We start from the raw sequence: 24,062 nt of genomic DNA on the forward strand, positions 1-24,062 counted from the left end.
CACGGTGTCCATGGCCGCGGAAGCGGTGCAGAATGATCCGGTCCTCAATATCGCCATCTTCGGCGCATTCGTCGCAGTGACGCTTTTCATCGTCATCCGGGCGAGCAGGAACAACAAGACGGCCGCCGATTACTACGCCGCGGGCCGTTCGTTCTCCGGCACGCAGAACGGATTCGCCATCTCCGGCGACTACCTGTCTGCGGCTTCCTTCCTCGGTATCTGCGGAGCCATCGCGATCAACGGCTACGACGGATTCCTCTATTCGATCGGTTTCCTCGTCGCCTGGCTGGTGGCGCTCCTCCTGGTCGCCGAGCTCATGCGCAACACCGGCAAGTTCACGATGGCGGACGTTCTGGCCTTCCGTCTCAAGCAGCGCCCGGTGCGCCTCGCCGCAGCCATCACCACGCTCGCGGTCTGCTTCTTCTATCTGCTCGCGCAGATGTCCGGAGCCGGCGCGCTCGTCTCGCTGCTGCTGGGCATCGACAGCAAGCTGGGCCAGTCCGCGGTGATCGCCGTCGTCGGCGTGCTGATGATCGTCTACGTGCTCATCGGCGGCATGAAGGGCACCACCTGGGTGCAGATCGTCAAGGCCGTGCTTCTCATCCTGGGCGCGATCGCGATGACCATCTGGGTCATGGCCCTGCACGGCTTCAACCTCAGCGCGCTGCTGGAGCACGCCGTGCAGAGCTCGCCGGCCGGAGACAAGATCCTCGGTCCGGGGCTGAAGTACGGTGCCAACCCGCTCGACTTCCTCTCCCTCGGCATGGCCCTGGTGCTGGGAACGGCTGGTCTGCCGCACGTGCTGATGCGCTTCTACACGGTGCCCACCGCGAAGGAGGCGCGTCGCTCGGTGGTCTGGGCGATCTGGCTCATCGGCCTCTTCTACCTGCTGACCCTCGTGCTCGGTTACGGCGCCGGTGCCCTCGTCGGGCCGGAGACGATCTCGAAGGCACCCGGCGGGGTGAACTCCGCGGCCCCGCTGCTCGCGCAGGCACTGGGCGGCCCGCTGCTGATGGGATTCATCTCCGCGGTCGCCTTCGCGACGATCCTGGCGGTCGTCGCCGGACTCACCATCACCGCGGCCGCCTCGTTCGCGCACGACATCTACTCGAACGTGATCAAGCGCGGCAAGGACGGCAAGGGAGTGTCCGATGCGGCAGCCGAGGTGAGGATCGCCCGGCGCACCGTCGTCGTGATCGGCATCCTCGCCATCATCGGCGGGATCGGGGCGCAGGGGCAGAACATCGCGTTCCTCGTGGCGCTGGCGTTCGCCATCGCGGCCTCGGCGAACCTCCCCACGATCCTGTACTCGCTGTTCTGGAAGCGCTTCAACACGCGCGGTGCGGTCTGGAGCATGTACGGCGGGCTCGCTGCGGCGATCGGCCTCATCGTCATCTCTCCGGTGTTCTCCGGCAAGGAGACCTCGATGATCCCGGGTATCGACATCGCGATCTTCCCGCTGGACAACCCGGGCATCGTCTCGATCCCGCTGGGATTCCTGCTCGGCTGGCTCGGGACGGTCACGTCGAAGACGGCGGAGTCGCCCGCCCTCGCCGCGGAGATGGACGTGCGCTCCCTCACCGGTTTCGGTGCGGAGAAGGCCGTGGAGCACTGAACCCGCGCCCGGCTCGGACCGGCGCTCCGCGTCGGTCCGAGCCTCGGGGCGCAGGGGTCCCGCACCCGGGCCGTCGCGCTGATTCAGCGCAACCCCTGCTGCTCGGATCATCAACCCCAGCGCGATCCGAGCGTCCCCACGGCGGAGCCCGACGGCCTACACGTCGGGCTCCGCCTGGTTCACGACGCCGACGCCGCCTCGCGCTCGAGGTCGAGCAGGAAGCGCTTGCGCTGCGGGTGCGCACCGTAGTGACCCGGCGTGCCGTCGGAGCGGATGACGCGATGCACGGGCACGATCACCGAGAACGGCGTCAGACGGCAGGCGGTGCCCACCGCGCGCGCGGCACCGGGGCTGCCCGCCCGCACCGCCACCTCCCCGTAGCTCATGGTCTCCGCCCAGGGGATCTCGCACACGGCCTGCATCGCCGCGCGCGGGAAGCCGTCGATCAGACGCCAATCGAAAGGGATCTGTTCATCGAACCGCACGGGCGCGCCGTCGAAGTACTCCGCCAGCAGGTGGGCGAGTTCATCGGCGGCACCAGGGGCGTACTCGGGCACAGCCGCGATCCGGCGGCTCACGCTCTCCAGCAGCCAGGGCACACTCGGGTCCTCTGACTCGGACAGGTCGAAGCTCACGATCCCCGCATCCGAGAACACGGCGAGCGCATCGCCGAACGGTGTCGGCGCGAAGTCGTATCGAAAACTCATGTCCCCATCATCCGCCGACCTCGCCGGTGCGTCGGCGTCCATCCCGGCGGCGGTGCACAACTCGAGCGCGCGGTGCATCTGTGCAGGACGATTCCTCAGTGCACGCCGCTCGCCGCGCGTCCGGCGACCGCAATCCTCGCAATACGGCCGGGAATACCAGCCCTCGGGTGCGTCGCGCCTAGGCTTTGGGTGTGTGGCGACGTGAGGCGAAGGGCGCCGAGGACGCGGGAAAGGATGCCGCGATGAACCTCGGAGAGCTCAGCGACTCGTCGACCGGCGTCGACATCGCCCACGCCGCCGAGGCGAGGCGCACGGAACTGCGCGCCGAGGCGGCTGATCTGGGTGGCCCCTCGCCGCTCGTGCTCTTCGGAGACGACCCGGATGCCGGCATCGACATCTCCAAGGCCCATCCCGGAAGCCTCCCGCAGTTCATCACCGGGCGTTCGACGCTGCTGTCGAACCTCTTCCGTGACGAGGTGGGGCTGCGCACAGCGCGGATGGCCGCCGAGCGCATCGCGGCACGCAGCACCGAGTTGCGCACGGTCCGGGGCATCGACGCCGTGCGCCTGGCCGTCGGGCTCGCGCGCTGGCGCGTCGGAGGCGTGGACTTCGCCGCACCGGTCCTGCTGCGTCCGCTGGCCATCCGCCGCCACCACTCCGATTTCGAGCTGAAGCTCCTGGGTTCCTTCGAAGTGAATCCCGAACTGGTGCGTGCCGCTCATGATCACTTCGGGCTCACCCTCGACCCCGCAGGGCTGGCGGCACTGGCGTACGACGGCGGCATCTTCAAGCCGCAGCCCGTCATCGACCAGCTCCGGGCCCTGACCGACGCGATAGACACCTTCGCCGTGCATCCGCGACTGGTCGTCTCGACATTCGCCGATGTCGCCGGTGCCATGGTGCGCGACATGGTGAACCTCGACCACCCCGTGCTCAACGCCCTCGCCGGACACGTCGGCGACCGCGAACTGGTCACCGCGCGACGCGAGCAGCCCACCGTCGTGGCGGCGGACGATCGTGCTCCCGCATCGGAGACGCTGCTGCTGGACGCGGATGCCGAGCAGGAGGAGGTGCTGGCCCGGATCGCCGCCGGCCACTCCCTCGTCGTGTCCACCCTGCCGGGAACGGGCGGCACCCAGACCGTGATCAACGCGCTCGGAGCGATGGTCCGAGCCGGTCGGCGCGTGCTGGTCGTGTCGACCCGGCGCTCCACCCTGGACGGGGTGCGGCACCGGCTGGCCGGCATCGGCCTGGACGGACTCGCCGTGTCGCCGGCCAGCGTGCGCCGCGACCTGATCACCTCGATCGCCCGCAGCGAGAAGGCCACCCAGCCGAAGGCCACCGAAGTCGACGAGGCGCTCGTGCGGCTGCGCACCGTGCTGCGCGATTACCGTCGTGCTCTCACCGAACCCGTGGGGCGCACGGGTGCGTCCGTGCTCGACGCGACGCGCCAGCTCACCCGCATGGCCCTGCTGCCGTCGCCGCCGTCGACAGGTGCCCGGCTGTCCATGCAGACTCTCGAGGGGCTCGCCGGCGATCGCGCGCACGCCGCGCAGGCGCTGACCCGCGCGGCCAAGCTGGGCGAGTTCCGCTTCGGGCCCGACGACTCGCCGTGGTACGGCGTCAGCTTCGAGAGCACCGAAGCGGCCCAGCAGGCGCACGCGCTCGCCGGCGAGCTGCATGGAACCGCGGTGCCGGCGCTGCTCGAGCGCGGATACGCCCTGATCGCTCAGACCCGCATGCGTCCGTTCACGACCATCGACGAGCTCGGCGAGTATCTGCAGCTGCTGAAGGGCGTGCGCGACACGCTGGACCGCTTCAGCCCGACCGTCTTCGAACGTCCGCTCGGCGAGCTGATCCAGGCGCACGGCTCGCGCCGCGACGCACCTGGCATGTCCTCCGCCAACCGGCGTCGGCTCAAGCGTCTCGCCCGCGAGTACGTCCGGCCGGGCGCGCAGGTCGCGGAGATGCACGAATCCCTGCTGCGCATCCAGGCGCAGCGCGCGCAGTGGCAGCGCTACGTCGATGCCGGAGTGGCGCCTCAGGTGCCGCTGGGTCTGTCGGACGTGCACGTCGCCTGGCAGCGGGTTTCCGCCGAGCTCGCCGAGCTGGATGCCGCCCTGGGCCGGAAGGAGCCGCTGAGCGCCCTGCCCGTGGCCCGCCTCGTGCGCACGCTGTCCGGACTCGCGGCGCGATCGGCCGTCTTCGACAACCTCGTCGAGCGCACGGCACTGCGCGACGAGCTCACGGCCATGGGTCTGCGACCGCTGCTGTCCGACCTGTCGGTGCGTCACGTGCCCGAGGACCGGGTCTCCGACGAGCTGGAGTTCGCCTGGTGGCAGTCCCTGCTCGAGCGCGCCCTGCAGGATGACCGCTCGCTGCTCGGGGCGAACACGTCGGTGGTCGATCGGCTCGAGCGCGACTTCCGCCTGGTCGACGAGGCGCACACGGCGATGGCAGGGCCGCTGCTGTCCTGGAACCTCGCCAATCAATGGCGCATCGCGATCGTGGACGAGCCGGAGCAGGCGGACCACCTGCGCCGTGCGCTGAAACAGGGCGATGCGACCACGCCCGAGATCGTCTCCGCGGCTCCGGACCTCACCCGCGTGCTCGCCCCGGTCTGGATCGCCTCGCCCTATCAGGTGCCCGAGATCCCGGACTCCGTGGAGTTCGACGCGGTGATCCTCGTGGATGCCGCCGCGGTGAACCTGGCCGAGGCCGCTCCCGCCATCCGTCGCGCCCGGCAGATCGTCGCCTTCGGCGACCCGGTCACGCAGCGACCGACCCCGTTCACCGTCGCGACCATGCCGGACGCCGACTGGGAGGCGGAGGTGCCGTTCGATGACGTCTCGGTGTTCGAACGACTCGCCGAGCTGTTCCCGGTGATGACGCTGACGCACAGTTATCGGGCCGGGGGAGAGGACCTCGCCGAGCTCATCAACGACGCGTTCTACGGCGGCGAGATCGTCTCGCTCCCGTGGGCGGGGTCGTACCTCGGGCGGGGCAGCCTCACGGTCGACTACGTCGAAGGCGGTGTCGGAAACCCCGACCCCGAGTCCGGCGCGGTGGAGAGTCCGGATGCCGAGGTCGCGCGGGTGGTGACCCTCGTCGTCGAACATGCGATCAACCGACCCGCGGAGTCTCTGATGGTCGTGACCGCCAGCAGGCGCCACGCCGAGCGCGTGCGCGCAGCCGTGGCATCCGCCTTCTCCGGACGCTCGGACGTGGCCGACTTCGTCGGACGGGACACCGCCGAACCGTTCGCCGTGCTCACGCTGGAGGAGTCGGTGGCGGAGAGCCGCGACCGCGTCATCTTCTCGCTGGGCTTCGGCTTGACCAGGCACGGCCGGGTGCTCAGCGACTTCGGCGACCTGTCGCAGGAGGACGGCGAGCGCCTGCTCACGGTCGGCATGACCCGTGCCCGCCGTTCGATGGTGATCGTGTCGTGCATCCGGCCGTCCGCCTTCGACGAGGGCCGGTTGGAATACGGAGCCTCAACGCTCATGTCGATTCTCGGTGGTCTCGCCGCCCGGGGCCGGGACGCCCGGCTCGAGGACCTCGCCGACCCGCTGACCCTCGCCCTCGCCCGTGAGCTCAGGCGTCTCGGTGCGGCGGTCGACGTCGACTATCGTGGGCTGCTGCCTCTGGTGGCTCAGCACGACGGGCGCGCGGTCGTCATCGAGTCCGATCCGGAATCGCGCGACGAGTCGCTGCGGGAGAGCCTGCGTCTGCGTCCGCAGGTGCTGCGCAGACTCGGGTGGCACTATGTGCGGGTGCACGCATTCGACCTCTACAGCGACCCGGCGACCGTCGCCCGGCGCATCGCCACGGTGCTCGGCATCCAGGAGGGCGCCGCCCGCGCGGACGACGACACCCAGCCGCTCGACTTCGATGAGTGAGCAGGCCGACGGCCGCCAGCGCGTGGTGCGCGTCGCCGGGGCGCGGCGAGCGAAGCTCACGCGGGTGGAGGGGACGACTGTGGAGCCGCACGTGCGCGGGGAGCGCACCGCTGGCACCGCGGGCGACCACGGCCCCAACGACGAGCGGATGCTGAGGGAAGTGCCTCCGCACTACTGAGTCGTGACCTTGTCGCCGCACAGCAGAACGCCCCGCCCCCGGAGGGCAGGGCGTTCGATGTTTCGGTGAGTCCGGTCAGCTCACGGTGTTCTTGCGCAGGAGGTCGCGGATCTCGATGAGCAGATCCTGCTCGCTCGGCAGGGTCTCCTCCTCGACGGCCGGGTTCTTCGCGGCCTGGCGCTCCTTCCACTTGTTCATCGGCAGGACGAACACGAAGTAGACCACCAGAGCGACCGCGAGGAAGCTGATGATCGCGGAGATGAGCTCCCCCAGCGGGAAGGTGACGGGTTCGCCGTAGATGCTGGTCAGCTGCGGTCCGAACTTACCCGCCGCATCCGCCTTGAAGAACACCGAGACGAGCGGGGTGATGATGCTGGACACCACGGCGTTGACGATAGCCGTGAAGGCACCGCCGATGACCACGGCCACGGCAAGGTCGATGACGTTGCCCTGGGCGATGAACTCCTTGAATCCCTTGAACATTGGTTCCCCCTGTGGGTGTGTTCTCCGACCTCAGGCCGAGGTCGCGGACGTCGCGGGCGCCGGAGTGGAGCCCGTCGACGAGTCCGACTTCGATGGTGCCGGATCCTTCTTGGCGGCACCAGCATTTCCGCGCGAGTCGGTGCGGTAGAAGCCCGACCCGTTGAAGGTGACCCCGACGGTGCCGTACTGCTTGCGCAGCGAGCCGCCGCACTCCGGGCAGATCGTGAGGGAGGCCTCCGAGAAGCTCTGCACGGCATCGAAACGGTGGTCGCACGCCGTGCAGGCGTAGGCGTAGGTGGGCATGGAGCGCTCCTGTCAGTTCCGCGCGGGCGACAGCGCGATGGTCTGCGTCGGGGTGACGATGCCATCGACCGGCTGGTCGTGGACCTCGCGCGGTAGCGAATCGAGTACTTCCGAATCATAGATCACGGCGTACACGGGCGGGCATTTCTCCATGGAGCCGATCGTCTTGTCGAAGTAGCCTCGACCCCAGCCCAGACGCGTGCCGGTGCGGTCGACGGCGGCGGCGGGGATCAGCATCAGATCGACGTCGTTCACGGCGATCGGACCCAGCACCTCGCCGGTCGGCTCCGGAAGGCCGTACAGCCCCTCCGAGATCTCGTCGACGTCCTCCGCGACGGCCCAGTCCAGCAGTCCGTCGGCTCGGGTGATGGGCAGCAGCACCCGGATCCCGCGTGCGACCGCGTCGCGCAGGAAGATCCTCGTCTCGGGCTCTGTCGTGGTCGAGAGGAAGCAGGAGATCGAGCGGGCGCCGTGCCCGCGCACGAGGGTGTCCAGCTGCGCGGCCAGGCCGGATGCGGCGGCCTCGCGCTGCGCCTCGGAGAGGAGCTGTCGACGTTCGCGCAGCTCCGCGCGCAGGGCTCGTTTCTGCTGCTCCGCTTCGGTCGACATCCTCCGATCATACGGTGGCGCCGAGCGGCCGGACGGAGTGTCGCGCCGCTATGCTGACCGCATGAAGAAGATGAAGGCGGTCATACCCGCGGCGGGGTTGGGGACGCGCTTTCTGCCCGCGACGAAGGCGATGCCGAAGGAGATGCTCCCTGTCGTCGACAAGCCGGCCATCCAGTACGTCGTCGAAGAGGCGGTCAGTGCAGGAATCGACGACATCCTCGTCATCATCGGACGCAACAAGAACGCCATCTCCGATCATTTCGACTCGGTTCCCGAGCTCGAGGTCAGATTGCAGCAGAAGGGTGACAAGGGTCGCCTGGAGCGCGTGACGAAGTCGAGCGACCTCGCCGATATCCACTTCGTCCGTCAGGGGGAGCCGAAGGGTCTCGGTCACGCGGTGCTGCGTGCCAGGACGCACGTGGGCGACAGCTCCTTCGCCGTTCTCCTCGGCGATGACCTCATCGACGAGCGCGACCCGCTCCTCACGGCGATGATCGCCGCTCACGAACGCACCGGCGCCGCGGTCGTCGCTCTGATGGAGGTGGATGCCGAGCACATCCATCTGTACGGCGTGGCGGCCATCGACGGCGCCCATCCCGATGCGGACGGCACGGCGAAGGTCACGGCCCTGGTCGAGAAGCCCAGCGCCGAGGCAGCACCGTCCAACCTCGCGGTGATCGGACGATACGTGCTGCCGTCGAGCATCTTCGAGATCCTCGAGCGGACGGAGCCAGGCAAGGGCGGGGAGATCCAGCTGACGGATGCCCTGCAGGAGATGGCCGCGGACTCCGAGGGGCCCGGCGTGGTGGGGGTCGTCTTCCAGGGGCGCCGCTACGACACGGGTGATCGCGCCGACTACATCAAGGCCATCGTCCAGCTCGCCGTCGAGCGCGACGACCTCGGCCCGGACCTTCGTCCGTGGCTGAAAGACTTCGCCGCCGGCGTCTAGCGGACGGAATGCCGCTTTGTTCCTCGAACCGTCAGACCGAATGCAGCACGGGCCGGTCGGACTGCGCCTGATCCGCACCCGTGACGCGCGAACCCTGCAGCGCGAGCTGCTGTCGAACCGCGCATGGCTGCAGCCGTGGGAGGCCACGATCCCCGGCGGCGTCGCCTCGTTCGACATGCGCGTCAGCATCCGCCGCCTCCTCCAGCAGCATCGGGACGGCACCGGATATCCCTTCGTGATGGAGTACGACGGCGACGTCGCCGGACAGCTCAACATCTGGGGCGTCTCCCGCGGGTCGTTGTGCTCGGCGACGATCGGCTACTGGGTCAGCGAGCGCTTCGCCGGACGAGGGATCACCACCACCGCCGTCGCGATGGCCACCGACACGGCATTCGACCGGCTCGGTCTGCACCGCATGGAGATCTGCATCCGGCCGGAGAACCAGGCGAGCCTGCGGGTGGTCCGCAAGCTCGGCTTCCGCTACGAGGGGCTGCGTCGGCGCTTCATCCACATCGATGGGGACTGGCGCGATCATCACGCGTTCGCGCTCACGCGCGAGGACGTGCCGGACGGAGTGCTGAACCGCTGGGTGGAGGGCCGCGTCCCACCGGAGGCCGGCGCCGTGCCCGCCGGGGCCTGAGCGTCTGCATCCGTCCGTTCTCGCGGGTGGATCGACCGCGACACGCGACGTCCGTGTCACGGCCGGGCACACCCGTTCGCTTACCGTGGACTCTATGGATGGGCCGGTGCTGAGTGGGGGCGTGATCGTCCTCGTCGCGGTGCTGCTGTGGGCGCTGTACTTCATGCCCACGTGGCGAGGCCGCCACCAGTACTACGCGGCCGAGCGCAACGCCGTGCGCCTGAACCAGGCGCTGCGCGTGCTCGCCGAGACCAGCGAGACGCCCGAGGAGGTGCGGCTGGAGCTGACCGCGCGCACCGCGCTGCAGCAGCAGCGACTCGCGAGGCGCGTGCAGGCCGAGAAGGAGAACGCCGAACTGGAGCGCCTGCGCAGCGAGCTGGCGGCCACGCGCCGCGACCCGCGTGTGCGCCAGGCCAGGGCGAGGCGTCGAACGCGGCTGACGGCGAGCGTGACGCTGGTCGTGGCATCCGCGGCTCTCGGGCTGGGCGTGTGGCAGTTCATCGTCGCGGGTGGATGGATGCTCGCGGCGGGCGGCGCGGTCGTGGCCGCGCTGTCGGTCCTCGTACTCGTCAGGATGGCTCAGGTGGCGCGCAGGGCGGGAGCCCAGGCGGCACGCGCCCACGCCGAGCCTCGCACGGAGCGGGTGGCTCCGCCGCTGCACGATCAGGGGCCCGCGTCCTGGACCCCTCGAGCCCTGCCGCAGCCGATGGTCGCCGTGACCGGCTCCCGCGCCCAGACGGCTCAGGCGCAGATCGACGCGCAGGACGAACGCCGACAGGCGGCGCGACGAGCCGAGCTGCGTCGTCGAGCGGAGGAACTGGCACCGCCGGCGCCCGTCGTTCTGCCTGCCCCGGGCGTCGCATCGGATGCCGCGGATTCTCCCTTCGCCCAGATGGGCGTCGTCGACGACTCGGAGATCGAGGAGCATGTCCGCCGGATGCTGGCGCGTCGTGCAACGGGGTGACTCCGGTGACGCGATCGGCCCGATGGGCGTGATAGCGTAGACGAGTTCACGGGCCTATGGCGCAGTTGGTAGCGCGCCTCGTTCGCATCGAGGAGGTCAGGGGTTCGAATCCCCTTAGGTCCACGTGAGTCGAGAGGCTCGGAGTCTGCCCCGTCTGATGGCGGGGCAGTTTCGCGTCTGAGGGGCTCGGGCTTTCCGCCTCTCCTGCGTGCGACCCCCATCCCACGGGCACGGACGTGACGCGCGCATCATCCTCCATGACGGTGCGCGTGAACACCGCGCGGTCGAGCAGCCGGCGTCAGCAGTTCGCACGTGCTCCCCGGTCGGGAATGCGGACGCGGGGAAGGAGCTGCCACCACGTGGTCAGGCTCAGGGCCGCCGCACAGGCGAAGACCACGGCCAGCGCGGTGGAGTCCGCCACGGCGCCGGCGAGTGGTGCACCGAGAGTCTGCCCGGCGCCGAGGCCGAGGAACGAGAGCGTGACGCCGTGGGCCGGCGCTTCGGGGAACAGCAGTGCCGCCCAGAGGATGCAGATCCCGGTCAACGCCATGAAAGCGGCGCCGAACACGGCCGCCGAGATCAGCGGTATCAGGACGCCGCCGACGGGCAGTGCCAGCAGAGCCAGCCCGAACGCCCACACCGTCCAGGTGGCGACGTTGACTCCTGTGATGCCGTACCGGCGGCAAAGCCCCCCGGCCAGCCCACCAGCAGGACCGGCCACGCCGATCACCAGCCAGAACCAGGACGACAGCTGGGTGCTGAACCCGAGTTCGGTGACGCGTTCGACAGAGAAGTTCCAGTACGGCGCACTCGTGATACCCAGCAAAAGCGAGTTCACCAGCAACGCTGAGGTGCCTGGTCTCCACCCGCGGGCCCGGACATGAAGGGCCGCTCCCGTCTCCACGGGCCTTGGCAGTGCGAGGAGGGCAAGGACGGTGACGGTCACAGCGACCACCGCGAAACCCCACCAGATCTCTCGCCATCCCAGGATGAGCACGGGGGTGAACGCCGAAGCGATCAGCCCGAAGCTGGTACCGGTGTTTGCCCACGTCTGGGCTTGTGAACGCGCCTCGGAACGTACGGTTCGACCGATCAGCTGCGCGACGGCAGGAGAGACGAGCCCGGCCCCGCTCCCGGCGATCAGCAGACCGAACGCGAAGAGGACGACCGGCCCCGCCGTGCTCATGATGATCAGCCCCGCCACCGCGCAGGCGCCGGCGGCCACTGTCGCGCCACGCGCCGAACGGCGAGCGAGTCGCGGTGCGGCCAACAGACCCGAGGTGTAGCCGAGTGTGGAGACGCCACCCAGAATGCCCAGGCCCGTCGCGTTCAGGGCGAACACCGCCGTGAACTCGGGGACGAAGAGTCCGTAGGCATACCGCGCGAAGCCGTAGCAGACGGCGATCACGCTCGCGCCCAGCGCGGCGGTCATCCCCCAGTTGCGCCCGGAAGCCATCGAACACCTCCTCCCGGTCTGTCGGCTGGTCGGGCCGGTCTGTCGGCTGGTCGGGCCGGAGCCCCGTCAGGTACACTGATCTGTGTACCTGACCCGCAATCGTAAGGTATACCGACCTGTGAAGACAACGGTTCCTGACCTCCACGCGCTGACCCCCGGGGCTCGGCGCATCCTCGACGCCGCCTCTGTCCTGTTCTACGAACGCGGCATCACCGCCGTGGGAGTCGACCTGATCGCGGAGCAGTCCGGTGTCACCAAGCGGACGCTGTACAACCGGTTCGGCTCGAAGGATGTCCTGGTGGCCGCCTACCTCCTCGATCGCGAGCAGCGTTGGCGCCATCTCGTCGACGCGGCTGTTGCAGAACCGGGCTTGTCGGCGCTCGACCGCGTCACGGCCCCCTTCGACGCCCTGAAGGAATGGATGACGCAGAGCCCGCGCGGCTGTGCGTTCATCAACGCTCTGGCGGAGCTGCCCGATCCCGCTCATCCCGCTCACCGGATCGCCGCGGAGGAGAAGCGCTCGCTGTGGAGCCTTTTCGCACGCCTCGCCGCCGACGCGGGCATCTCCGAAGCGATGGACGTGGCGCACCGTCTGGTGTGCCTGCATGAGGGAGCGCTCGCACTGCGCGCCGCTCTTCCCACGATCGACAGCGTGACCGTCGCGTCTCAGGCAGCGCGTGAGCTCGTGCGCTCGGCTGCTGCCGGGAGCACCGGCACGGTGCGGGGTCCGGCAGAGTGAACCGTGCTCGGCCGTTCTGACCGCGCACTCCGCGAGGGCGCATGTCCTCAGGTCTGACCGGCGGGACACGCCCGGGATGCCGCACGGATTTGCCGGATGGGCGGGGCCCGCGTAACTTATTACTTGTTCGCCCCAAGCGGTTGAGCGGAAGGCCTGAAGGGCCTGGCTCCCCACCAAGAGGTGAACGAATCACACTCCACCGGATCTGATCCGGTCGGGCCCCTGGCCCCGGGGAGCGTGATCGTCCCGCAGGGCAACGTCGATTTGACAAGCTCGCCGAGACGGATAAGATAGAACGGTTGCCTCGGATACGGGGCGGCGATCTGGTCCTGGTCCTCACGGCGCGTCGAATACGACAGCCCGATCGGGACGACATGATTGTGAAGTTGCCCTGCGCTTCTTGCCTTGGTTGGTGGGTGTGTGGGTGCGTCCGATCCTTGAGAACTCAACAGCGTGCACTTGTCAAATGCCAAATTATCCTCGTCCAGCTTTTTGCTGGGTTGAGAATTCCTTTGGATCAAAGTCCAGGCCTTTTTGGTCTGGCGTATGGATATGTCAGCAATGATTTATTCGTTTTGGTCATGATTGAACTCGCTGCGTTGCACTGTTTTCCCGGTGTGCGTGGCAATCGTTTTTTACGGAGAGTTTGATCCTGGCTCAGGATGAACGCTGGCGGCGTGCTTAACACATGCAAGTCGAACGATGAAGCCCAGCTTGCTGGGTGGATTAGTGGCGAACGGGTGAGTAACACGTGAGCAACCTGCCCCTGACTCTGGGATAAGCGCTGGAAACGGCGTCTAATACTGGATATGTCCCGTCACCGCATGGTGTGTGGGTGGAAAGATTTTTCGGTTGGGGATGGGCTCGCGGCCTATCAGCTTGTTGGTGAGGTAATGGCTCACCAAGGCGTCGACGGGTAGCCGGCCTGAGAGGGTGACCGGCCACACTGGGACTGAGACACGGCCCAGACTCCTACGGGAGGCAGCAGTGGGGAATATTGCACAATGGGCGCAAGCCTGATGCAGCAACGCCGCGTGAGGGATGACGGCCTTCGGGTTGTAAACCTCTTTTAGCAGGGAAGAAGCGAGAGTGACGGTACCTGCAGAAAAAGCACCGGCTAACTACGTGCCAGCAGCCGCGGTAATACGTAGGGTGCAAGCGTTATCCGGAATTATTGGGCGTAAAGAGCTCGTAGGCGGTTTGTCGCGTCTGCTGTGAAATTCCGAGGCTCAACCTCGGGCTTGCAGTGGGTACGGGCAGACTAGAGTGCGGTAGGGGAGATTGGAATTCCTGGTGTAGCGGTGGAATGCGCAGATATCAGGAGGAACACCGATGGCGAAGGCAGATCTCTGGGCCGTAACTGACGCTGAGGAGCGAAAGGGTGGGGAGCAAACAGGCTTAGATACCCTGGTAGTCCACCCCGTAAACGTTGGGAACTAGTTGTGGGGTCCTTTCCACGGATTCCGTGACGCAGCTAACGCATTAAGTTCCCCGCCTGGGGAGTACGGCCGCAAGGCTAAAACTCAAAGGAATTGACGGGGACCCGCACAAGCGGCGGAGCATGCGGATTAATTCGATGCAACGCGAAGAACCTTACCAAGGCTTGACATACACGAGAACGGGCCAGAAATGGTCAACTCTTTGGACACTCGTGAACAGGTGGTGCATGGTTGTCGTCAGCTCGTGTCGTGAGATGTTGGGTTAAGTCCCGCAACGAGCGCAACCCTCGTTCTATGTTGCCAGCACGTAATGGTGGGAACTCATGGGATACTGCCGGGGTCAACTCGGAGGAAGGTGGGGATGACGTCAAATCATCATGCCCCTTATGTCTTGGGCTTCACGCATGCTACAATGGCCGGTACAATGGGCTGCGATACCGTAAGGTGGAGCGAATCCCAAAAAGCCGGTCCCAGTTCGGATTGAGGTCTGCAACTCGACCTCATGAAGTCGGAGTCGCTAGTAATCGCAGATCAGCAACGCTGCGGTGAATACGTTCCCGGGTCTTGTACACACCGCCCGTCAAGTCATGAAAGTCGGTAACACCTGAAGCCGGTGGCCTAACCCTTGTGGAGGGAGCCGTCGAAGGTGGGATTGGTAATTAGGACTAAGTCGTAACAAGGTAGCCGTACCGGAAGGTGCGGCTGGATCACCTCCTTTCTAAGGAGCATCTGATGCCCGTTGTTCGTTGAACTTCGTGGTGTCCAGAACCCGGTTCGAAGGCGTCTGTTCTTCGCTGGGAGCTCATGGGTGGAACATTTGACATGGCATTCGAGCCAATGGTTTGAGTTAGTACGCTGCTTCGGCAGTTGGAATGCTTGGCCGGCGGTGCGGGTGTCTGCACGCTGTTGGGTCCTGAGGGACCGGGCCGGCCTTATGGTCGTTCTGAACCTCTTGGCCCCTTTCGTCGTTCCTTTCGGGGTTCGGTGTGGGGGGACCGCCCGTACTTTGAGAACTACACAGTGGACGCGAGCATCTTAAAGAATTATTGATCATCAGTCTTTTCCTGGACTGGTGGTTACTCATGTGATTTCAAGTCTTTAAGAGCAAACGGTGGATGCCTTGGCATCTGGAGCCGAAGAAGGACGTAGCAATCTGCGATAAGCCTCGGGGAACTGATAAGCGAGTTTTGATCCGAGGGTGTCCGAATGGGGAAACCCCGCCAGGCGTTTTGCGACCTGGTGACTCCCGCCTGAATATATAGGGCGGGTAGAGGGAACGTGGGGAAGTGAAACATCTCAGTACCCACAGGAAGAGAAAACAACAGTGATTCCGTGAGTAGTGGCGAGCGAAAGCGGATGAGGCTAAACCGGGTGTGTGTGATAGCCGGCAGGCGTTGCATGCCCGGGGTTGCGGGACTTTTCTGATCATTCTGCCGAGTGGTCGACGTGATGTGACGATATAGACGAATGGTCTTGAAAGGCCAGCCATAGTGGGTGCCAGCCCCGTAGTTGAAATGTTGTGCGCAGCGTGAAGAGTATCCCAAGTAGCACGGGGCCCGAGAAATCCCGTGTGAATCTGTCAGGACCACCTGATAAGCCTAAATACTCCCAGATGACCGATAGCGGACAAGTACCGTGAGGGAAAGGTGAAAAGTACCCCGGGAGGGGAGTGAAATAGTGCCTGAAACCGTTTGCTTACAAACCGTTGGAGCCTCCTTAGTAGGGGTGACAGCGTGCCTTTTGAAGAATGAGCCTGCGAGTTAGTGATATGTGGCGAGGTTAACCCGTGTGGGGTAGCCGTAGCGAAAGCGAGTCTGAATAGGGCGATTCAGTCGCATGTCCTAGACCCGAAGCGAAGTGATCTATCCATGGCCAGGCTGAAGCACGTGTAAGAACGTGTGGAGGGCCGAACCCACTTAGGTTGAAAACTGAGGGGATGAGCTGTGGATAGGGGTGAAAGGCCAATCAAACTTCGTGATAGCTGGTTCTCTCCGAAATGCATTTAGGTGCAGCGTTGCGTGTTTCTTGCCGGAGGTAGAGCTACTGGATGGCCGATGGGCCTCAACAGGTTACTGACGTCAGCCAAACTCCGAATGCCGGTAAGTGAGAGCGCAGCAGTGAGACTGTGGGGGATAAGCTTCATAGTCGAGAGGGAAACAACCCAGACCACCATCTAAGGTCCCAAAGCGCGTGCTAAGTGGAAAAGGATGTGGAGTTGCTTAGACAACCAGGAGGTTGGCTTAGAAGCAGCCACCCTTGAAAGAGTGCGTAATAGCTCACTGGTCAAGTGATTCCGCGCCGACAATGTAACGGGGCTCAAGCACGCCACCGAAGTTGTGGCATTGACATTATTGGTAGGCCTTCGTGGTCCAGCCGTGTTGATGGGTAGGAGAGCGTCGTGTGGCGCGTGAAGCGGCGGTGTGAACCAGCCGTGGACGCCACACGAGTGAGAATGCAGGCATGAGTAGCGAAAGACGTGTGAGAAACACGTCCTCCGGAAGACCAAGGGTTCCAGGGTCAAGCTAATCTTCCCTGGGTAAGTCGGGACCTAAGGCGAGGCCGACAGGCGTAGTCGATGGACAACGGGTTGATATTCCCGTACCGGCGAAGAACCGCCCAAGCTAATCCAGTAGTGCTAAGTATCTGAATCCCAGTGACTGATCCCTTCGGGGTGACGCTCTGGGCCTAGCGTACGACCCCATGCTGGTGCGGTTAGCGTATTAACAGGTGTGACGCAGGAAGGTAGCCCAAGCCAGGCGATGGTTGTCCTGGTGCAAGCGTGTAGGCCGAACGGTAGGCAAATCCGCCGTTCATGATGGCTGAGACGCGATGCGGATAAAAAGTGGGTGATCCTATGCTGCCGAGAAAAGCATCGACGCGAGGTTCAAGCCGCCCGTACCCCAAACCGACTCAGGTGGTCAGGTAGAGAATACCAAGGAGATCGAGAGAATCGTGGTTAAGGAACTCGGCAAAATGCCCCCGTAACTTCGGGAGAAGGGGGGCCACCCGCTTATACCCACTTGCTGGGAAAAGGGTGTGGTGGCCGCAGAGACTAGTGGGTAGCGACTGTTTACTAAAAACACAGGTCCGTGCGAAGACGCAAGTCGATGTATACGGACTGACGCCTGCCCGGTGCTGGAAGGTCAAGAGGACCGGTTAGCCGCAAGGCGAAGCTGAGAATTTAAGCCCCAGTAAACGGCGGTGGTAACTATAACCATCCTAAGGTAGCGAAATTCCTTGTCGGGTAAGTTCCGACCTGCACGAATGGCGTAACGACTTCCCAACTGTCTCAACCGCGAACTCGGCGAAATTGCATTACGAGTAAAGATGCTCGTTACGCGCAGCAGGACGGAAAGACCCCGTGACCTTTACTACAGCTTGGTATTGGTGTTCGGTGTGGCTTGTGTAGGATAGGTGGGAGACTGTGAAGCGGATACGCCAGTATTCGTGGAGTCATTGTTGAAATACCACTCTGGTCACTCTGGATATCTAACTTCGAACCGTGATCCGGTTCAGGGACAGTGCCTGGTGGGTAGTTTAACTGGGGCGGTTGCCTCCCAAAAAGTAACGGAGGCGCCCAAAGGTTCCCTCAACCTGGTTGGTAATCAGGTGGCGAGTGTAAGTGCACAAGGGAGCTTGACTGTGAGACTGACAGGTCGAGCAGGGACGAAAGTCGGGACTAGTGATCCGGCAGTGGCTTGTGGAAGCGCTGTCGCTCAACGGATAAAAGGTACCTCGGGGATAACAGGCTGATCTTGCCCAAGAGTCCATATCGACGGCATGGTTTGGCACCTCGATGTCGGCTCGTCGCATCCTGGGGCTGGAGTAGGTCCCAAGGGTTGGGCTGTTCGCCCATTAAAGCGGTACGCGAGCTGGGTTTAGAACGTCGTGAGACAGTTCGGTCCCTATCCGCTGCGCGCGTAGGAAGTTTGAGAGGATCTGACCCTAGTACGAGAGGACCGGGTTGGACGAACCTCTGGTGTGCCAGTTGTTCCGCCAGGAGCACCGCTGGTTAGCTACGTTCGGGATGGATAACCGCTGAAAGCATCTAAGCGGGAAGCCGGCCTCAAGATGAGACTTCCATCACCTTCGGGTGGAGAGGCTCCCAGCCAGACGACTGGGTTGATAGGCCAGATGTGGAAGCACCGCAAGGTGTGCAGCTGACTGGTACTAATAAGCCGATGACTTGATAACACCAATTCTTTCCAAAGATGAACGCGTCCACTTTGTGGTTCTCGACGTACGGTCGGGAATCAAACAACACACACTTTCGTTGTGATGTTGCCTGAAACGTCAATAGTGTTTCGGCGGCCATAGCGTGAGGGAAACGCCCGGTCACATTCCGAACCCGGAAGCTAAGCCTCACAGCGCCGATGGTACTGCAGGGGGGACCCTGTGGGAGAGTAGGACACCGCCGGACTTCTTCTGTGAAAGAGCCACCCATCGCTGGGTGGCTCTTTTGCGTTAACCCGCCCGTGATTTGACTTCCCCGGGGCTCGGGCTATGGTCGGAGGTTACAGCCCGCCAGCCGAAAGAAAGGGGAAGCGAGTCAGATGTCTGGAAAGACACCACAGCAACGCGGAAGCAAGAAGGTCGCCAAGCTCTCACTCAAGGAGAAGAGAGCGGAGAAGCGCGCGAAGCGCGAGCCCGAGACCTTCCTCAAGACCCGTAAGGGCGCGAACGCCTGATCGACCGGGTACGACCGGGCCCTCACGCCCGGTCGTACCCGAGGCGGCTCTGCAGCGTCTGCGCCGTCTCGATCACGGCATGCGCGGGATCCGCCAGGTCCCGGTCCTCCTGCCAGGTGACGGCGACGGCTGCCGCCGGCCACCCGGCATGATCGCGCACGACGGCCGCCACCGACCTGAAGCCGGGCGTGACCTCGCCGTCCTCCGTGGCGATGCCGGCCGCACGCACCCCGCGAAGCACCTCCCGCAGCTCACCTGGTCCGGTCGGTCCCCGCCCGGTGCGATCCGTGAACGCCGCACCGTCCGGGTACAGGGCGCGCACCTGACTGCGCGGGAGCGCCGCGAGCATGGCCCGACCCGTGGCGGTCAGATGCGCAGGAAGCCGCACCCCGACGTCGGTGACGAGAGCCGGCCGACGCACGGCCCGCTCCTCCACGATGTAGAGCACATCCCTGCCGGTCATGACCGCCAGGTGCGCACTCTCGCCGATGCGGTCTGCCAGCGACGCCAGTAGCGGCCGGCCCAATCGAGCCAGAGGCTGCTGCCTGGCGTAGCCGCCGGCGAGTTCGAAGGCGCTCGTGCCGAGACCCCAGCGCCGCTCCTGCGCCAGGTGGACGACGAAGCCGTGGACCTCGAGCGTGGACAGCAGATGGTAGACGGTCGAGCGCGGCAGGCGGAGGTCGCGGGCCAGCGCGGACGCGGCGACCGGTGCGGGCCGTCGGGCGAGATGGCGCAGGATCCGCAGCGTCTGATCGGCCGCCGGTACCTGGGGCCGCGGCGCCCCGGTGGCGGCGGCCGTCTCCTCTCGGCCGGCCTCGGCTGCGACCGTCTCGACCGGGCGCCTCTCGTCTGGGATCACAGACACAGTCTGGCATGAGGTCCCCTGAAGCGACCGCGCACGGTGTGGAATCAGAGCATGCAGCATTCCTCCGTCATCATCGGCGCCACACCTCTGTCTCCTGCGGAGGTGGTCGCTGTCGCCCGCGACTTCACGAGAGTCGAGATCGCCGACGCCGCTCGTGAGCGGGTCACGGCGGCACGCGCCGTGATCGACGGGCTGGCGGCCGATCCCGACCCGCACTACGGGGTGTCCACCGGCTTCGGCGCGCTCGCGACCACCTTCATCGCCCCCGAACGCCGTCGGCAGCTGCAGCTCAGCCTGATCCGCTCCCACGCCGCCGGGACGGGTGACGAGGTCGAGACCGAAGTGGTCCGAGCGCTGCAGCTGCTGCGCCTGCAGACTCTCGCCTCCGGGCACACCGGCGTGCGGCCTGTCGTCGTCGACACCTACGCGGCCATGCTCAACGCCGGTATCACCCCGGTGGTCCGCGAGTACGGATCGCTCGGCTGCTCGGGCGACCTCGCCCCGCTCGCGCATGTCGCCCTGGCCGCGATGGGGGAAGGACACGTGCGCGTCGCGGACCGCCTGCTGCCGGCCGCCGATGCCCTCGCCGCTGCAGGCATCGCGCCGCTCGAGCTCGTCGAGAAGGAAGGGCTCGCGCTCATCAACGGCACCGACGGCATGCTCGGCATGCTGCTGCTCGCACTGCACGACCTGGAGATGCTCGTCTCGACCGCGGATCTGGCGGCGGCGATGTCGATCGAGTCCCAGCTCGGCACCGACGCCGTCTTCGCCGCCGATCTGATGGCTCTGCGCCCGCAGGTGGGCCAGGCGGCATCCGCCGTGAACCTGCGCTCCTTCCTCCACGGCTCCCCGATCGTGGCCAGCCACAAGGGCCCCGAGGACGGGCGCGTGCAGGACGCCTACTCGCTGCGGTGCTCTCCGCAGGTGCACGGCGCGGCGCGCGACACGATGGCCCACGCCGCGATGATCGCCCAGCGCGAGCTGGCATCCGTCGTCGACAACCCGGTGATCACCTCCGACGGCCGCATCGAGTCCAACGGAAACTTCCACGGCGCTCCCGTCGCCGCCGTCCTCGACTTCCTCGCGATCTCGGTCGCGGATGTGGCATCCGTCTCGGAGCGTCGCACGGATCGCGCTCTGGACCCCGCGCGCAACCACGGACTGCCGCCGTTCCTCGCCCACGAGGTCGGCGTCGACTCCGGCCTGATGATCGCGCAGTACGCGGCCGCCGGCATCGTCTCCGAGCTCAAGCGGCTCGCCGCTCCCGCATCCGTCGACTCGATCCCGTCCTCCGCCATGCAGGAGGACCACGTGTCGATGGGATGGGCGGCCGCCCGCAAGCTGCGCCGTGCGATCGACGGGCTCACCCGGGTGCTCGCGATCGAGATCCTCACCGGTGCCCGCGCTCTCGACCTGCGCGCGCCACTGGAGGCCGGTCCTGCCACCGGCGCCGTCCGCGACCTGGTCCGCACGGTTGCGGCCGGGCCCGGACCCGACCACTTCCTCTCGCCCGACATGGAGGCCGTGACCGAGCTGGTGCGCTCGGGAGCGGTCCTCACGACTGCCAAGGAGCATGCGAATGCCTGAGTCCACCACCGCCGCGTCCGCCGCCGATCCCGTCACCGGGGCCACTCTCCACGACCCCACCCGCCGCATCCGCGCGGCGCGGGGAAACCAGCGCACGGCGAAGAGCTGGGGCGCCGAGGCGGCGAAGCGGATGCTGATGAACAATCTCGACGCCGAGGTCGCCGAGCATCCCGAGGACCTCGTCGTGTACGGGGGAACCGGACGCGCCGCACGCAGCTGGGAGGCGTACGACGCCATCGTGCGCACCCTGGACGAGCTGGAACCCGACGAGACGCTGCTCGTGCAATCGGGGAAGCCGGTGGGTGTGTTCCGCACGCACGAGTGGGCGCCGCGCGTGCTGATCGCCAACTCGAACCTCGTCGGCGACTGGGCGAACTGGCCGGAGTTCCGTCGCCTGGAATCCCTCGGCCTCATCATGTACGGCCAGATGACGGCCGGATCCTGGATCTACATCGGCACCCAGGGCATCCTGCAGGGCACCTACGAGACCTTCGCCGCGGTGGCACGCTCGCTCGGTCGGGAGTCACTGAAGGGCACGCTGACTCTCACCGGCGGCGCCGGTGGCATGGGCGGCGCGCAGCCGCTGGCTGTCACTCTCAACGACGGCGTCGTCCTGATCGTCGATGTGGATGAGTCGCGTCTCGCCCGCCGCGTGGAGCACGGGTACCTCGACGAGTACACCGCAGACCTCGACGCGGCCGTCGCACGGGTGATGGCCGCCAAGGCCGCCGGCGAGGCGCTCTCCGTCGGTGTCGTCGGCAACGCGGCCCAGGTGTTCCCCGAACTGAAGCGGCGCCAGGACGCCGGGCTGGTGGCCATCGACATCGTCACCGACCAGACCAGCGCTCACGACCCGCTGGCGTACCTGCCGCTGGGCGTCTCGATGCAGGAGTGGAAGACGGAGGCGCAGCGCGATCCCGAGGACTTCACCCGTCGGTCGCGCGAGTCGATGGCCGCGCACGTGGACGCCATGGTCGCGTTCCAGGACGCGGGAGCCGCCGTGTTCGACTACGGCAACTCGCTGAGGGCGGAGGCGCAGCTGGGCGGATGCCAGCGGGCCTTCGAGTTCCCCGGCTTCGTGCCGGCCTACATCCGCCCGCAGTTCGAAGAGGGTCGTGGACCGTTCCGCTGGGCTGCGCTCTCCGGCGACCCCGAGGACATCTTCAAGACCGACCGTGCCATCGCGGAGCTGTTCCCCGAGGACAAGGCGCTGCACCGCTGGCTCGACAAGGCCGGCTCGACCGTGCACTTCGAAGGCCTGCCCGCCCGCATCTGCTGGCTCGGTTACCAGGAGCGCCATCTCGCCGGACTCAAGTTCAATGAGATGGTGGCCTCGGGCGAGCTCTCGGCGCCCATCGTCATCGGCCGCGACCACCTCGACTCGGGCTCGGTGGCGTCACCGTACCGCGAGACGGAGGCGATGAAGGACGGGTCGGACGCCATCGCCGACTGGCCGCTGTTGAACGCACTGCTGAACACGGCATCCGGTGCCAGCTGGGTCTCGCTGCACCACGGCGGCGGTGTCGGCATCGGCCGCAGCATCCACGCCGGTCAGGTCACCGTCGCCGACGGCACCGAGCTCGCCGCCGAGAAGCTCGAACGCGTGCTCACCAACGACCCCGGCACCGGCGTGATGCGCCACGTGGACGCGGGGTACGAGCACGCCCGCGAGGTCGCTCGCGACCGCGGACTCAAGGTGCCGATGCTATGACGGCGACGCTCATCACGAACATCGGCGAGCTGACCACCAACGACCCGCAGGCCGGTGCGCCGCTCCGCGACGCGGCCGTGCTGATCGAGCGCGGGCGGATCGCCTGGGTCGGTGCGGCATCCGACGCCCCGGCACTTCCCGGCGGATTCACCGAGGTGGATGCCGACGGCCGGGCGGTCATCCCCGGATTCGTCGACAGTCACAGCCACATCGTCTTCGGCGGCGACCGCTCCGCCGAGTTCGAGGCACGCATGGCAGGGCAGAGGTACGAGGCCGGCGGCATCCGCTCCACGGTCGCCGCCACCCGCGCCGCCACCGACCAGGAACTGCGGGCGCGCCTGCGCGGCATCCGCGCCGAGATGCTCTCCCAGGGCACCACGACTGTGGAGATCAAGAGCGGGTACGGCCTCGACGTCGAGACTGAGGCGCGGCTGGTGCGGCTCGCCGCCGAGGTCACCGACGAGGTCACGTTCCTCGGCGCTCACGTCGTTCCCGCGGAGTACGCGGACCGCGGCGATGAGTACGTCGACCTCGTGATCGGCGACATGCTCGACGCCTGCGCGCCCTCCTCGAAATGGATCGACGTGTTCTGCGAGACGGGCGCCTTCACCGTGGCGCAGTCGCGCCGCGTGCTGGAGGCCGGCATCGCCCGGGGGCTGCGACCGCGCGTGCACGCCAGCCAGCTCGGTCCGGGCGACGGGGTCCGGCTCGCGATCGAGTTGGGCGCGGCATCCGTCGACCACGGCACCTATCTCACCGACGACGACGTCGCCGCGCTGGCGGCATCCGACACCGTTCTGACGCTGCTTCCCGGCGTGGAGTTCTCCACCCGGCAGCCGTACCCGGACGCCCGCCGGCTCATCGATGCGGGCGTCACCGTCGCGCTGGCGTGCGACACGAACCCGGGATCGAGCTTCACGTCCTCGATGCCGTTCTGCATCGCCGTCGCCGTGCGCGAGATGGGGATGACGTCGGCCGAGGCGATCTGGGCCGCGACCGCAGGAGGCGCGGCGGCGCTGGGGCGGGACGACATCGGGGTGATCGCCCCTGGCAGGCGCGCGGACCTCGTCCTGCTGAACGCCCCCAGCCGCGTGCACCTGGCCTATCGGCCGGGCGTGCCCCTGGTCTCCCAGGTCTGGAAGGACGGCGTTGCGGTTCGCTGACCGCGTCCGAGACCCGCGGGTCCACGTCGCGCGGCTGAATTCTGCGAGAGCTGTGCCGATATGCGCC

Annotated in this window: 17 protein-coding genes, 1 tRNA gene and 3 rRNA genes; 15 read left to right on the forward strand and 6 right to left on the reverse strand. The window is 66.4% G+C overall.

What is annotated here, in order from left to right; all coding sequences use genetic code 11:
• The first annotated feature begins 10 nt into the window (after nt 1-10).
• Nucleotides 11-1,615, forward strand: coding sequence for a cation acetate symporter (locus ACFQY2_RS09070; protein WP_378746144.1), 1,605 nt, complete (start codon nt 11-13; stop codon nt 1,613-1,615).
• A 179-nt stretch (nt 1,616-1,794) separates the two neighbouring features.
• Here the strand turns inward: ACFQY2_RS09070 and ACFQY2_RS09075 are convergent, their stop codons facing one another.
• Complete coding sequence (locus ACFQY2_RS09075; RefSeq protein ID WP_378745442.1) at nt 1,795-2,322, reverse strand: methylated-DNA--[protein]-cysteine S-methyltransferase; 528 nt, start codon at nt 2,320-2,322, stop codon at nt 1,795-1,797.
• Nucleotides 2,323-2,564: 242 nt separating this feature from the next.
• Here ACFQY2_RS09075 and ACFQY2_RS09080 point away from each other — a divergent pair, with 242 nt between their 5' ends.
• Together ACFQY2_RS09080 and ACFQY2_RS09085 are read left to right on the forward strand one after the other, a co-directional pair.
• Complete coding sequence (locus ACFQY2_RS09080; protein ID WP_378746145.1) at nt 2,565-6,221, forward strand: AAA family ATPase; 3,657 nt, start codon at nt 2,565-2,567, stop codon at nt 6,219-6,221.
• Nucleotides 6,214-6,399, forward strand: coding sequence for a hypothetical protein (locus tag ACFQY2_RS09085; RefSeq protein WP_378745444.1), 186 nt, complete (start codon nt 6,214-6,216; stop codon nt 6,397-6,399). Before ACFQY2_RS09080 ends, ACFQY2_RS09085 begins: the two co-directional genes overlap by 8 nt.
• 75 nt (nt 6,400-6,474) lie before the next feature.
• Here the strand turns inward: ACFQY2_RS09085 and mscL are convergent, their stop codons facing one another.
• From mscL to ACFQY2_RS09100, 3 genes are read right to left on the reverse strand one after another with little or no spacing between them, the layout of a single operon-like run.
• The gene (gene mscL, locus ACFQY2_RS09090) at nt 6,475-6,882 is read right to left on the reverse strand and encodes a large conductance mechanosensitive channel protein MscL (RefSeq protein WP_378745445.1); all 408 of its coding nucleotides are present in this window, start codon (nt 6,880-6,882) and stop codon (nt 6,475-6,477) included.
• 30 nt (nt 6,883-6,912) lie between these two features.
• Nucleotides 6,913-7,185, reverse strand: a complete 273-nt coding sequence (locus tag ACFQY2_RS09095) for an FmdB family zinc ribbon protein (RefSeq protein WP_378745446.1) — start codon at nt 7,183-7,185, stop codon at nt 6,913-6,915.
• Nucleotides 7,186-7,197: 12 nt separating this feature from the next.
• Nucleotides 7,198-7,794 carry a 5-formyltetrahydrofolate cyclo-ligase gene (locus tag ACFQY2_RS09100; RefSeq protein WP_378745447.1) on the reverse strand — a complete coding sequence of 199 codons (597 nt, stop codon included), beginning with the start codon at nt 7,792-7,794 and terminating at the stop codon, nt 7,198-7,200.
• Between the two features lie 61 nt (nt 7,795-7,855).
• Here ACFQY2_RS09100 and galU point away from each other — a divergent pair, with 61 nt between their 5' ends.
• The 4 genes from galU (at nt 7,856) to ACFQY2_RS09120 (ending at nt 10,470) form a co-directional block, all read left to right on the forward strand.
• Nucleotides 7,856-8,743, forward strand: coding sequence for a UTP--glucose-1-phosphate uridylyltransferase GalU (galU, locus tag ACFQY2_RS09105; RefSeq protein WP_378745448.1), 888 nt, complete (start codon nt 7,856-7,858; stop codon nt 8,741-8,743).
• 40 nt (nt 8,744-8,783) lie between these two features.
• The gene (locus tag ACFQY2_RS09110) at nt 8,784-9,383 is read left to right on the forward strand and encodes a GNAT family N-acetyltransferase (protein ID WP_378745450.1); all 600 of its coding nucleotides are present in this window, start codon (nt 8,784-8,786) and stop codon (nt 9,381-9,383) included.
• Nucleotides 9,384-9,477: 94 nt separating this feature from the next.
• On the forward strand, nt 9,478-10,347 hold the full coding sequence (locus ACFQY2_RS09115) for a hypothetical protein (protein WP_378745451.1): 870 nt from the start codon (nt 9,478-9,480) through the stop codon (nt 10,345-10,347).
• Between the two features lie 50 nt (nt 10,348-10,397).
• Nucleotides 10,398-10,470 (forward strand) — tRNA-Ala (locus ACFQY2_RS09120).
• A gap of 175 nt (nt 10,471-10,645) precedes the next feature.
• Here the strand turns inward: ACFQY2_RS09120 and ACFQY2_RS09125 are convergent.
• Nucleotides 10,646-11,803, reverse strand: coding sequence for a YbfB/YjiJ family MFS transporter (locus tag ACFQY2_RS09125; RefSeq protein WP_378745452.1), 1,158 nt, complete (start codon nt 11,801-11,803; stop codon nt 10,646-10,648).
• Nucleotides 11,804-11,921: 118 nt separating this feature from the next.
• Here ACFQY2_RS09125 and ACFQY2_RS09130 point away from each other — a divergent pair, with 118 nt between their 5' ends.
• The 5 genes from ACFQY2_RS09130 (at nt 11,922) to ACFQY2_RS09150 (ending at nt 18,669) form a co-directional block, all read left to right on the forward strand.
• Complete coding sequence (locus ACFQY2_RS09130) at nt 11,922-12,542, forward strand: TetR/AcrR family transcriptional regulator (protein ID WP_378745453.1); 621 nt, start codon at nt 11,922-11,924, stop codon at nt 12,540-12,542.
• Between the two features lie 634 nt (nt 12,543-13,176).
• Nucleotides 13,177-14,699 (forward strand): 16S ribosomal RNA (locus tag ACFQY2_RS09135).
• Nucleotides 14,700-15,069: 370 nt separating this feature from the next.
• A 23S ribosomal RNA gene (locus ACFQY2_RS09140) occupies nt 15,070-18,175 on the forward strand.
• Between the two features lie 109 nt (nt 18,176-18,284).
• Nucleotides 18,285-18,401, forward strand: a 5S ribosomal RNA gene (gene rrf / locus ACFQY2_RS09145).
• The 16S, 23S and 5S rRNA genes sit together here, the layout of an rRNA operon.
• A gap of 133 nt (nt 18,402-18,534) precedes the next feature.
• Nucleotides 18,535-18,669, forward strand: coding sequence for a hypothetical protein (locus ACFQY2_RS09150; RefSeq protein WP_378745454.1), 135 nt, complete (start codon nt 18,535-18,537; stop codon nt 18,667-18,669).
• A gap of 22 nt (nt 18,670-18,691) precedes the next feature.
• On the opposite strand, the gene ACFQY2_RS09155 is transcribed toward ACFQY2_RS09150, so the two are convergent.
• Nucleotides 18,692-19,534 (reverse strand): IclR family transcriptional regulator, encoded by an 843-nt coding sequence (locus ACFQY2_RS09155; protein WP_378745455.1) that lies wholly within the window; start codon nt 19,532-19,534, stop codon nt 18,692-18,694.
• A 51-nt stretch (nt 19,535-19,585) separates the two neighbouring features.
• Here ACFQY2_RS09155 and hutH point away from each other — a divergent pair, with 51 nt between their 5' ends.
• From hutH to hutI, 3 genes are read left to right on the forward strand one after another with little or no spacing between them, the layout of a single operon-like run.
• Nucleotides 19,586-21,121 carry a histidine ammonia-lyase gene (gene hutH, locus ACFQY2_RS09160; RefSeq protein WP_378745456.1) on the forward strand — a complete coding sequence of 512 codons (1,536 nt, stop codon included), beginning with the start codon at nt 19,586-19,588 and terminating at the stop codon, nt 21,119-21,121.
• Nucleotides 21,114-22,832 carry a urocanate hydratase gene (hutU, locus tag ACFQY2_RS09165; RefSeq protein ID WP_378745457.1) on the forward strand — a complete coding sequence of 573 codons (1,719 nt, stop codon included), beginning with the start codon at nt 21,114-21,116 and terminating at the stop codon, nt 22,830-22,832. The genes hutH and hutU overlap by 8 nt, the downstream gene beginning before the upstream one ends.
• Nucleotides 22,829-23,995 carry an imidazolonepropionase gene (gene hutI, locus ACFQY2_RS09170; RefSeq protein WP_378745458.1) on the forward strand — a complete coding sequence of 389 codons (1,167 nt, stop codon included), beginning with the start codon at nt 22,829-22,831 and terminating at the stop codon, nt 23,993-23,995. Before hutU ends, hutI begins: the two co-directional genes overlap by 4 nt.
• Nucleotides 23,996-24,062: the final 67 nt, after the last annotated feature.

Source organism: Microbacterium sp. GCM10027623, assembly GCF_042666935.1.
Taxonomy (GTDB): Bacteria; Actinomycetota; Actinomycetes; order Actinomycetales; family Microbacteriaceae; genus Microbacterium.